This is a genomic window from Streptomyces lothianensis (assembly GCF_047779955.1).
Lineage (GTDB): Bacteria > Actinomycetota > Actinomycetes > Streptomycetales > Streptomycetaceae > Streptomyces.
In genome coordinates this window covers 148,628-160,365 of the sequence record NZ_JBLMKT010000078.1, presented here as the reverse complement: position 1 = coordinate 160,365, position 11,738 = coordinate 148,628, and the positions used below count along the sequence as shown (strand labels likewise).

At 70.0% G+C, this 11,738-nt stretch carries 8 protein-coding genes; all 8 read left to right on the top strand.

What is annotated here, in order from left to right:
- Positions 1-130 precede the first annotated feature (130 nt).
- The 8 genes from ACLF6P_RS28600 to ACLF6P_RS28565 all read left to right on the top strand — a co-directional run bounded on the left by ACLF6P_RS28600 (position 131) and on the right by ACLF6P_RS28565 (position 11,738).
- Positions 131-826, top strand: coding sequence for a response regulator (locus ACLF6P_RS28600; RefSeq protein ID WP_415954276.1), 696 nt, complete (start codon positions 131-133; stop codon positions 824-826).
- A 61-nt stretch (positions 827-887) separates the two neighbouring features.
- Positions 888-2,882: an excinuclease ABC subunit UvrC gene (gene uvrC, locus ACLF6P_RS28595; RefSeq protein WP_415954274.1), complete on the top strand. Its 1,995-nt coding sequence runs from the start codon at positions 888-890 to the stop codon at positions 2,880-2,882.
- A 36-nt stretch (positions 2,883-2,918) separates the two neighbouring features.
- A complete protein-coding gene (gene rapZ / locus ACLF6P_RS28590) occupies positions 2,919-3,860 on the top strand; it encodes an RNase adapter RapZ (protein ID WP_415954272.1) in 942 nt (313 codons plus the stop codon).
- A complete protein-coding gene (locus ACLF6P_RS28585; RefSeq protein ID WP_415954270.1) occupies positions 3,857-4,882 on the top strand; it encodes a gluconeogenesis factor YvcK family protein in 1,026 nt (341 codons plus the stop codon). The genes rapZ and ACLF6P_RS28585 overlap by 4 nt, the downstream gene beginning before the upstream one ends.
- Positions 4,873-5,862, top strand: coding sequence for a DNA-binding protein WhiA (whiA, locus tag ACLF6P_RS28580; protein ID WP_415954269.1), 990 nt, complete (start codon positions 4,873-4,875; stop codon positions 5,860-5,862). The genes ACLF6P_RS28585 and whiA overlap by 10 nt, the downstream gene beginning before the upstream one ends.
- Before the next feature lie 222 nt (positions 5,863-6,084).
- Positions 6,085-9,045, top strand: coding sequence for a M14 family metallopeptidase (locus ACLF6P_RS28575; protein ID WP_415954267.1), 2,961 nt, complete (start codon positions 6,085-6,087; stop codon positions 9,043-9,045).
- Positions 9,046-9,261: 216 nt separating this feature from the next.
- The gene (gene gap, locus ACLF6P_RS28570; RefSeq protein WP_415954265.1) at positions 9,262-10,272 is read left to right on the top strand and encodes a type I glyceraldehyde-3-phosphate dehydrogenase; all 1,011 of its coding nucleotides are present in this window, start codon (positions 9,262-9,264) and stop codon (positions 10,270-10,272) included.
- A 254-nt stretch (positions 10,273-10,526) separates the two neighbouring features.
- Entirely contained in the window at positions 10,527-11,738 is a 1,212-nt protein-coding gene (locus tag ACLF6P_RS28565) for a phosphoglycerate kinase (RefSeq protein WP_415954263.1), read from the top strand.

The following is an 11,738-nucleotide window of genomic DNA, read 5'->3' as shown; positions in this document are numbered from 1 at the left end:
GTTACCGCCAGCACCTCCGGGTTCTTCCGGCTAGCAGGAAGAGCCCCTGGTCGGGCAGGCTGGCAGCGGACGGTCCGGCGTACGCCGCCGACGGAGGGGACTGGCCGTGGAAAGGTCACGGAGCACAGCCATGAACGAGGCGCAGAGCACAGCCATGCACAGGTCACGGAGCACACCGAAGGGGCGGGTGGTACTCGCCGACGACGACGTCCTGCTGCGCGAGGGCCTCGCGAGCCTGTGCGAACGCGTCGGCTACGCGGTTGCCGGGCAGGCGGGCGACGGCGAGGCGCTTGTCGCCCTGGTCGCCGAGCACCGCCCGGAACTCGCGGTCGTCGACATCCGGATGCCGCCGGAGCACTCCACGGAGGGGCTCAAGGCGGCCGCCGTCATCCGGGAGAAGTTCCCCGCGACCGGCATCCTCGTGCTCTCGGCGTACGTGGAGGTGGAGGACGCCCTCGCGCTGCTCGCCGGCGGCCGGCGCATCGGGTATCTGCTCAAGAGCCGGATCACGGACGTCGACGAGTTCCTGGAGACCCTCGACCGGATCGCCAAGGGAGGCTCGGTGGTCGACCCGTCCCTGGTGCAGGAACTGGTAGCCGCCCAGCGTCGCGACGATCCGCTCGCGCTGCTGAGCGCGCGCGAGCGGGAGGTGCTCGAACTGATGGCGGAGGGCCGGTCCAACGCGGGGATAGGGCGACGCCTCTGGGTCACCGAGGGAACCGTGGAGAAGCACGTCCGCTCGATCATGAGCAAGCTCCGGCTCCCGGAGGCCGCCGACGACCACCGCCGCGTCCTCGCGGTTCTCGCCTTTCTGGAGTCCCACTGACCCTCCCGGAGCCGCCCCGGCCCGCTCCGGGTTGTCACAGCCCGCCAGTAGGGTGGATCCCATGGCCGACCCCTCCAGCTACCGCCCCAAGCCGGGACAGATCCCCGACTCCCCGGGGGTCTACAAATTCCGCGACGAGCACCGCCGGGTGATCTACGTCGGCAAGGCCAAATCCCTGCGCCAGCGGCTCGCGAACTACTTCCAGCCGCTCGCGAGCCTGCATCCGCGTACGGCCACGATGGTCACCACCGCGGCCTCCGTCGAGTGGACGGTCGTGGCCACCGAGGTCGAGGCGCTGCAGCTGGAGTACAGCTGGATCAAGGAGTTCGACCCCCGGTTCAACGTCAAGTACCGCGACGACAAGAGCTACCCGTATCTCGCGGTCACGCTGAACGAGGAGTATCCGCGGGTCCAGGTGATGCGCGGTGCCAAGAAGAAGGGTGTGCGCTACTTCGGTCCGTACGGACATGCCTGGGCGATCCGCGAGACCGTCGACCTGATGCTGCGCGTTTTCCCCGTCCGCACCTGCTCGGCGGGCGTCTTCAAGAACGCCGAGCGCACCGGCCGCCCCTGTCTGCTCGGCTATATCGGCAAGTGCTCGGCGCCCTGTGTCGGCCGGATCGACGCCGAGGACCACCGTGAACTGGCCGAGGACTTCTGCGACTTCATGGCCGGGCGCACGGGCGCGTACATCCGCAGGCTGGAGAAGGACATGCAGCAGGCGGCCGAGGAGATGGAGTACGAGCGGGCCGCGCGGCTGCGCGATGACATCGAGGCGCTCCGGCGCGCCATGGAGAAGAGCGCCGTGGTCCTCGCCGACGCCACCGATGCCGACCTGATCGCCCTCGCCGAGGACGAGCTGGAGGCGGCGGTACAGATCTTCCACGTACGCGGCGGGCGCGTCCGCGGCCAGCGGGGCTGGGTCACCGACAAGGTCGAGGCGGTCACCGGTGCCGGCCTGGTCGAGCACGCGCTGCAGCAGCTGTACGGGGAGGAGCGCGGCGATGCAGTACCGAAGGAGGTGCTCGTCCCGGCCCTGCCCGAGGACGAGGGGGCCGTCACCGAGTGGCTGACCGAGCGCCGCGGCGCGAAGGTCAGCCTGCGCATCCCGCAGCGTGGCGACAAGCGGGCCCTGATGGAGACGGTCCAGCGCAACGCACAGCAGTCCCTGGTCCTGCACAAGACCAAGCGCGCCTCCGATCTGACCACCCGCTCGCGGGCGCTCGAGGAGATCGCCGCCGCGCTCGACCTCGACAGCGCACCGCTGCGGATCGAGTGCTTCGACATCTCCCATCTGCAGGGCGATGACGTGGTGGCCTCGATGGTCGTCTTCGAGGACGGGCTCGCGCGCAAGAGCGAGTACCGGCGCTTCCAGATCAGGGGCTTCGACGGACAGGACGATGTCCGCTCGATGCACGAGGTGATCACGCGTCGCTTCAAGCGCTACCTCGCCGAGAAGGAGCGCACGGGGGAGTGGGCTCCGGACGGCACCGAGCCGGACGCCGGTCCTGCCGCGACCGGACCCGCCGCGTCCGGGCCGACCGAGGACGACGGCCGCCCCAGGAAGTTCGCCTACCCGCCGCAGCTCGTCGTCGTCGACGGCGGACAGCCGCAGGTCGCCGCCGCCAAGCGGGCCATGGACGAGCTCGGGATCGACGATGTCGCCGTCTGCGGACTCGCCAAGCGCCTCGAAGAGGTCTGGCTGCCGGACGACGATGATCCGGTGGTCCTCCCGCGCACCAGCGAAGGGCTCTATCTGCTGCAGCGGGTACGGGACGAGGCGCACCGTTTCGCGATCCGGTACCAGCGCAGCAAGCGGGGCAAGCGGATCCGCAGCAGCCCGCTCGATGCCGTGCCCGGCCTGGGCGAGACACGTAAGCAAGCGCTCATCACCCACTTCGGTTCGGTGAAAAAGCTGCGATCCGCCACAATTGACCAGATCTGTGAGGTCCCCGGCATAGGGCGCAAGACCGCCGAGGCCGTTCTCGCGGCCTTCGCGCAGGCGGAGCCCGCCGCGCCCGCGGTCAACACCGCGACTGGGGAGATCATGGAATAGCGAAGCACGTACGACCGACCGACGGGGGCAGTACCGATGACCGAGCACGACGATGGAGTACAGGTGAGTACGGGCAACACGGGCACCACGATGCCGCCCGGGGAGGCAGCGGAAGCGGTCATCCCCGAGCTGGTGATCATCTCGGGCATGTCGGGCGCGGGCCGTTCCACCGCCGCGAAGTGTCTGGAGGACCTCGGCTGGTTCGTGGTCGACAACCTGCCGCCCGCCCTGATTCCCACCATGGTGGAGCTGGGCGCCCGCTCGCAGGGCAATGTCGCACGGATCGCGGTGGTCGTGGACGTACGCGGCCGGCGCTTCTTCGACAATCTGCGCCAGTCCCTCGCGGAACTGGAGGCGAAGGACGTCACGCGCCGCATCGTCTTCCTGGAGTCCTCCGACGAGGCCCTGGTACGCCGTTTCGAATCCGTGCGCCGCCCGCACCCGCTGCAGGGCGACGGCCGGATCGTGGACGGCATCGCCGCCGAACGCGAGCTCCTGCGCGAGCTGCGTGGCGACGCCGACCTGGTGATCGACACCTCCAGCCTCAATGTGCACGAGCTGCGCGCCAAGATGGACGCCCAGTTCGCCGGTGAGGACGAGCCCGAGCTGCGGGCCACGGTCATGTCCTTCGGCTACAAGTACGGCCTGCCGGTCGACGCCGACCTGGTGGTCGACTGCCGCTTCCTGCCCAATCCGCACTGGGTTCCGGAGCTGCGTCCCTTCACCGGCCTGAACGAGGAGGTCTCGGGCTATGTGTTCAACCAGCCCGGCGCCAAGGAGTTCCTCGACCGCTACGCCGAGCTCCTCCAACTGATCGCCGCCGGCTACCGCCGCGAAGGCAAGCGCTATGTGACCATCGCGGTCGGCTGCACCGGCGGCAAGCACCGCTCCGTGGCGATGTCCGAGAAGCTGGCCGCCCGGCTCGGGGCCGAGGGCGTGGAGACCGTCGTGGTCCACCGGGACATGGGGCGCGAGTGAGACCTCCCGCACAACGGGTCCGGCTGGGGCGGCTCAACCGGCTGAGCCGCAAGCGCGGCGCCCAGCCGAAGGTCGTGGCGCTCGGCGGCGGCATGGGCCTGTCCGCCTCGCTTGCCGCGCTGCGCCGGATCACCGGCGACCTGACCGCCGTGGTCACCGTCGCCGACGACGGAGGCTCCAGCGGCCGGCTCCGCGACGAGCTGGGCGTACTGCCGCCCGGCGATCTGCGCAAGGCCCTCGCGGCCCTGTGCGGCGATGACGACTGGGGGCAGACGTGGTCCCGGGTCATCCAGCACCGTTTCCAGTCGCAGGGCGAACTGCACGACCATGCGGTCGGCAACCTCCTGATCGTCGCCCTGTGGGAGCAGCTGGGCGACCATGTCCAGGCGCTCGACCTGGTCGGCAGGCTGCTCGGCGCGCACGGCCGGGTGCTGCCGATGTCCGCCGTACCGCTGGAGCTGCAGGCCCTAGTCAAGGGACACGACCCCGGGCAGCCCGATGCCGTCGGGACGGTCCGCGGGCAGGCGACGGTGGCGCTGACCCCGGGCGAGGTGCAGTCCGTGCACCTGGTGCCGCCCGACCCGCCGGCCGTTCCCGAGGCGGTCACCGCGGTGCTCGACGCGGACTGGGTGGTGCTCGGTCCCGGCTCCTGGTTCTCCTCCGTGATCCCGCACCTGCTGGTGCCGGAACTGCTCGACGCGCTCGTCGAGACCAAGGCCCGGCGGGTCCTCTCGCTCAACCTGGCACCGCAACCCGGTGAAACCGATGGCTTCTCACCGCAGCGTCATTTGGAGGTTTTGGCCCGACACGCCCCTAAACTCGCCCTGGACGTGGTGCTGGCCGACCAGGCCGCCGTGCCCGACCCGGAATCTCTGACGCACGCTGCGAAGCGTCTCGGAGCCGAGGTCGAGCTGGCGCCGGTGGCCTCGCAGGAGAGTTCCGCCAAGCATGATCCGGTGCTCCTGGCCGCCGCGTACGACCGTATTTTTCGGATGCATGGAAGGATCGGCCCATGGCGATGACGGCAGCGGTGAAGGATGAGATCTCCCGGCTCCCCGTCACCCGGACCTGCTGCAGGAAGGCAGAGGTCTCGGCGATTCTTCGGTTCGCGGGCGGCCTTCACCTGGTCAGCGGCCGCATTGTGATCGAGGCGGAGCTCGACACGGCGATGGCGGCGCGCCGCCTCAAGAAGGACATCCTGGAGATCTTCGGGCACAGTTCGGAGCTGATGGTGATGGCCGCAGGCGGTCTGCGCCGCGGCTCGCGCTACGTCGTACGGGTGGTGGCCGGCGGCGATCAGCTGGCCCGGCAGACCGGCCTGGTCGACGGCCGCGGACGCCCGATCCGCGGTCTGCCGCCGCAGGTCGTCTCCGGCGCGACCTGTGACGCCGAGGCGGCCTGGCGCGGCGCCTTCCTCGCGCACGGCTCGCTCACCGAGCCCGGCCGCTCCTCCTCCCTCGAGGTGACCTGCCCGGGGCCCGAGGCGGCGCTCGCCCTTGTGGGCGCGGCCCGCCGGCTCTCCATCGCGGGCAAGGCCCGCGAGGTGCGTGGTGTGGACCGGGTCGTGGTGCGCGACGGCGATGCGATCGGGGCCCTGCTGACCCGGCTCGGTGCGCATGAGTCGGTGCTCGCCTGGGAGGAGCGGCGGATGCGCCGCGAGGTCCGGGCCACCGCCAACCGCCTCGCCAACTTCGACGATGCGAATCTGCGCCGCTCGGCCCGGGCCGCCGTCGCGGCCGGTGCCCGGGTGCAGCGCGCCCTGGAGATCCTCCAGGACGAGGTGCCCGAGCACCTTGCGGCGGCCGGGCGGCTGCGCATGGAGCACAAGCAGGCCTCCCTGGAGGAGTTGGGGGCGCTCGCCGACCCGCCGCTCACCAAGGACGCCGTCGCGGGCCGGATCCGCCGGCTGCTCGCGATGGCCGACAAGCGGGCCTCGGACCTCGGCATTCCGGGTACGGAGTCCAATCTGACCGAGGAGATGGCCGACAACATGGCCGGCTGAGAACGCAGGCGGACGACGCCGGAACGCGGGCGGGCCAAGCCGGGAGCGCAGGCGGACCAAGCCGAGAGCGCACGCGGCCGAGGTCGGGGCCGTACGCGGTGGAAGAGGGCGCGAGGGGAATGTCCCTCGCGCCCCCTTCGGTACGCCATATTGACATGATCATGGAGTGTCATGAGCCTGTCGTCCACGCACACATGTGCCGGACAACAGCAAGGGGGGCTCATGAGACGAAAAGCGAACGCGGTACTCGCCGCCGCCGCACTCCTGGCCGGCGGGTTACTCGCCGCAGCACCCACGGCCCAGGCGGAGGGGCCGAAGGCCGAGGACCCCGCCGCCGCGGCGGACGCCGTCAAGGTGTTCCGTGCCGATGTCACCGAGGAACAGGTGCCTCTGCTCCTCGCGGCGGGCCAGGACGCACACGAACTGGCCGAGCGGCCCTCGCGGAAGGGCAAGGCGAGCGTCGAGCTGTATCTGACCGAACGCCAGGCCGACGAACTGCGCGCCCAGGGCGTCGAGATGCGCGAGCACAAGGTCTCCGCCAAGGCCCAGCGCAAGCTCGCGGCCGCCGGGGACGGCGTCTTCCGCCCGTACGGCGGCAAGGGCGGGCTCAAGGAGGAGATCGTCAGGACCGGTCAGGCACACGACCGGCTGACGAAGGTCATCTCGATCGGGAAGACCGTCAAGGGCGAGGACATCCTCGCGCTGAAGATCAGCAAGAACGCGGACCGGCGCCGTGACGGCTCCAGACCCGCCACGCTGTACCTGTCCAACCAGCACGCCCGCGAGTGGATCACCCCCGAGATGACCCGCCGCCTCATGCACCACTACCTCGACAACTACGGCAAGGACCCGCGGATCACCCGGATCGTCGACCGGACCGAGCTGTGGTTCGTCCTCTCCGCCAACCCCGACGGCTACGACTACACACACGCCGCCGACGGCAACCGCCAGTGGCGCAAGAACATGCGGGACAACGACAAGGACGGCAAGCACACCGCCGTCGACGGCGTCGACCTCAACCGCAACTTCGCCTACAAGTGGGGCTACGACAACGAGGGCTCCTCGCCCCGGCCGTCCAGCGAGACCTACCGCGGCGCCTCCCCGGGCTCGGAGCCCGAGACGAGGGCGCTCGACCGGTTCCAGAAGCGGATCGGCTTCCAGTACGGCATCAACTACCACTCCGCCGCCCAGCTGATCCTCTACGGAGTGGGCTGGCAGGTCGCCACGCCCACACCCGACGACGTGCTCTACAAGGCGCTCGCCGGCACCCCGGACAACCCCGCGGTACCCGGCTACCGCCCGCAGGTGTCCTCCGAGCTCTACACCACCAACGGTGAGGCCGACGGCCACGCGAGCAACGTCAACGGCATGGCGATGTTCACCCCGGAGATGTCCACCTGCCAGACCATCTCCGAGCAGGACCCGGACGACGAATGGCGGCCCGAGGACTGCGAGTCCGTCTTCACCTTCCCGGACGACGAGGAGCTGATCCAGCAGGAGTTCGCCAAGAACATCCCCTTCGCCCTCGCCGTGGCCGAGTCCTCGATGCACCCCGACCGGCCCTCCTCGCCGGTGGGCATCGAGGCGCCCGACTTCACCCCCGGCACGTTCTCCACCTCGTACGCGCGCGGCGGTGACCAGGAGGTCTCCGTGGTCGCCCGCAAGTCGGTGCGGCACAAGGAGCTCAACTACCGGATCAACGGCGGACGCACGCACGACGAGGACCTCGAAGCCTGGCGCGGCGGCGAGGTCTTCGGCGGCGAGGACAACCGCTACTTCGACGAGTACCGCGCCGAGATCGAGGACGCGAGGCCGGGCGACGAGGTCGAGGTCTGGTACACCGGCCGCACCAAGCGCGGCAAGCGGGTCTCCAGCGAGCACTTCACGTACACCGTCGCCGAGCGTCCCCGCGCCTCCACTCTCGTGGTCGCCGAGGAAGGCGTCGAGCAGCAGCACGCGCAGAAGTACGTGGACGCGCTCCGCGCCAACGGCCGCAGTGCGACCGTCTGGGACGTGGCCGAACAGGGCGCCCCGCACCCGCTGGCCGTCCTGTCGCACTTCGACACCGTCGTGCACTACACGGGCGATCCGGCACCCAGCGGGCCCACCACCCTCGCCCTGCGGGCGTATCTCAACGAGGGCGGCAGGCTGATCGCGGCCGGTGAGCGCGTGGGCGCCAACGTGCGGATCGGGCGCGCGAACTCCAACGACTTCGCGCAGTACTACCTCGGAGCCTACGAACGCCTCTCCGCACCCGGCGCCGCCGGCTTCGAGGGCGAGGGGGTCCTGAGCGGTATCGGGACGCCCCTCACGGGCGCCGAGGGCAATCCGCTCGACAGCGCGGGGCGCTACACGGTCACCTCGGACTCGCTGCCCGCCGAGGAGTTCCCGCAGTTCCGCAGCGCCCCGGCGGGCTCGTACCCCGGCGTCGCCAATCCCTACGCACCGTACGAGGGCGAGCGCATGGCCTCGGCGCTGCACGGGGACAGCGACTGGCAGCGCCTGACCCGGACCATCGACCTGACCGGGGTGAGCGCGGCCGAGACGCCCGAGCTGAGGCTGGCCCTGAACTGGAACGTCGAGCCCGCCTACGACCACGCACTGCTCGAAGCCCGTACGGCGGGCGGCGACGACTGGACGACGCTGCCCGACGAGAACGGGAACACCTCGCAGGCCGTGCCCGCCGAGTGCGGGGCCGGGTTCTTCATGCGGGACCACCCGTTCCTGACCAGCTACCTGACCCGCAGCGGCAACGCGTGCACGGCGGGCGGCAGCAGCGGTGAGTGGAACAGCTTCACCGGTTCCTCGGACGGCTGGCAGCCCGTGGCCTTCGACCTCTCCGCGTACGCGGGGAAGAAGGTCGAGGTCTCGCTCAGCTATGTGACCGACCCCGGATTCGGGCTGCGCGGCGTCTTCGCCGACAACGCCCAGGTGGTGATCGGCGGCAGCGTCACCGAGACTGAGGGGTTCGAGACCTCGCTCGGCAGCTGGGCCGTCTCGGCCGCGCCGGCCGGGAGCCCCAACATCACCGGCGACTGGTCGGGCACCGGCGAGCTCTACCGCTCCCACGCGGCGGTCACCACACGTGACTCCGTGCTTCTCGGCTTCGGTCTGGAGCATGTCCCAGGCCAGGAGGCACGCGACAAGATCATGGGCAAGGCGCTTGCCGCACTCCGGCACTGACACCTTGTCGAGATCCCCTGTTCCCGGCTACGCACCGTAGCCGGGACCGAGCCCACGACGGCCCGTATCCGGCGAACCGGTGCGGGCCGTCCTTACTCGTACGGACCCGTTGGATGTCACCCGAAGGGCTCCCAAGGGGTAGGGTCGAAGTCGGTCGGGGACATCCCATACAGCTCGCCGGCGCATAGCCCGGCGTACCAACGAGGAGATCGGTTCGTGACGATCCGCGTAGGCATCAATGGCTTTGGTCGTATCGGCCGCAACTACTTCCGTGCGCTTCTCGAGCAGGGCGCGGACATCGAGGTCGTAGCAGTCAACGACCTGGGTGACACCGCGACCACCGCCCACCTTCTGAAGTACGACACGATTCTGGGCCGCCTCAAGGCCGAGGTGACCCACACCGCCGACACCATCACCGTGGACGGCCACACCATCAAGGTGCTCTCCGAACGCAACCCGGCCGACATCCCCTGGGGTGACCTGGGCGTCGACATCGTCATCGAGTCGACGGGCATCTTCACCAAGAAGGAAGACGCCGCCAAGCACATCGCCGGCGGCGCCAAGAAGGTCCTCATCTCGGCTCCGGCCAAGGACGAGGACATCACCATCGTCATGGGTGTCAACCAGGACCAGTACGACCCGGCCAGCCACCACGTCATCTCGAACGCCTCCTGCACCACCAACTGCGTGGCGCCGATGGCCAAGGTGCTCGACGAGAACTTCGGCATCGTCAAGGGCCTGATGACCACGGTGCACGCGTACACCAACGACCAGCGCATCCTCGACTTCCCGCACAAGGACCTGCGCCGCGCCCGGGCCGCCGCGGAGAACATCATCCCGACGACCACCGGCGCCGCGAAGGCCACCGCCCTGGTGCTCCCGCAGCTCAAGGGCAAGCTCGACGGCATCGCCATGCGCGTGCCGGTCCCGACCGGCTCCGCCACGGACCTGGTCGTCGAGCTGCAGCGCGAGGTCACCAAGGACGAGGTCAACGCCGCGTTCAAGAAGGCCTCCGACGACGGCCCGCTGAAGGGCCGGCTGTTCTACACCGAGGACCCGATCGTGTCCTCGGACATCGTGAGCGACCCGGCCTCCTGCACCTTCGACTCCTCCATGACCATGGTCCAGGAGGGCAGGACGGTGAAGATCCTCGGCTGGTACGACAACGAGTGGGGCTACTCCAACCGTCTCGTCGACCTGACGGAGTTCGTCGGCGGCCAGCTCTGAGCCGTTCGCCGGACCGGTCAGGCACCTGATGTGAGCAACGGGGCTCGGAGGGCGCGCCGAACGGCGCGTCGGCCGGGCCCCGTTGGGCTGCACCCCGGCCGCCCGCGGGCCGGACCGCGGCCCTGCGCCCCTGTCCGTACGCCGTCCGTACCGGCCCGTCCGTACCGCCGCCGTCCGTTCCTCTGCCGGCAGTGCCGCGTTCGCTGTCAGCACCGCGTTGTATTTTCCGTTGTTGTCCTAGGAGTCCTTGAGCCATGAAGACGATCGACGAACTGCTCGCCGAAGGGGTCGCCGGTCAGCGGGTCTTCGTCCGCGCCGACCTCAACGTGCCGCTGGACGGCACCACCATCACCGACGACGGCCGCATCCGCGCCGTGACACCCACCGTCAAGGCCCTCGCCGACGCCGGCGCCCGGGTCGTCGTCGCCTCGCACCTGGGCCGTCCCAAGGGCGCCCCGGACCCGGCCTTCTCGCTGGCCCCGGCCGCCAAGAGGCTCGGCGAGCTGCTCGGCGCCGAGGTGGCCTTCGCCACCGACACCGTCGGCGAATCCGCCAAAGCCACCGTCGAGGGCCTGGCCGACGGCAGGGTCGCGGTCATCGAGAACCTGCGCTTCAACGCCGGTGAGACCTCCAAGGACGATGCCGAGCGCGGCGCCTTCGCGGACCAGCTCGCCGCCCTCGCCGACTGCTACGTCGGCGACGGCTTCGGCGCCGTGCACCGCAAGCACGCCTCGGTCTACGACCTGCCGGCCCGCCTGCCGCACGCCGCCGGCTACCTGATCGCCACCGAGGTCGGCGTCCTGAAGAAGCTCACCGACGACGTCAAGCGCCCCTACGCGGTCGTCCTCGGCGGCGCCAAGGTCTCCGACAAGCTGGCCGTCATCGACAACCTGATCGAGAAGGCCGACCGCATCCTCATCGGCGGCGGCATGGCCTACACCTTCCTCGCGGCCCAGGGCCACGAGGTCGGTCTCTCGCTGCTGCAGAAGGACCAGATCCCGGCCTGCCAGGACTATCTGAAGCGGGCCGCCGACAAGGGCGTGGAATTCCTGCTCCCCGTCGACGTCCGGGTCTCGTCCGACTTCCCCGACCTGAAGAACCAGGTCGACGTGCACCCCGACACCGTGCCCGCCACGGCCATCCCGGCCGACCAGGAGGGCCTGGACATCGGCCCCAAGACCGAGGAACTGTACGCTGCGAAGCTGCAGGACGCCGCCACCGTGTTCTGGAACGGCCCGATGGGTGTCTTCGAGCACAAGGACTTCGCGAGCGGCACCCGTGCCGTCGCCCAGGGCCTCGTCCACTCCGCCGCCTTCTCGGTGGTCGGCGGCGGTGACTCGGCCGCGGCGTTCCGCATCCTCGGCTTCGACGAGGCCGAGGTCGGTCACATCTCGACCGGCGGCGGTGCTTCGCTCGAATACCTCGAGGGCAAGTCCCTCCCCGGCCTCGTAGCACTGGAGAAGTGA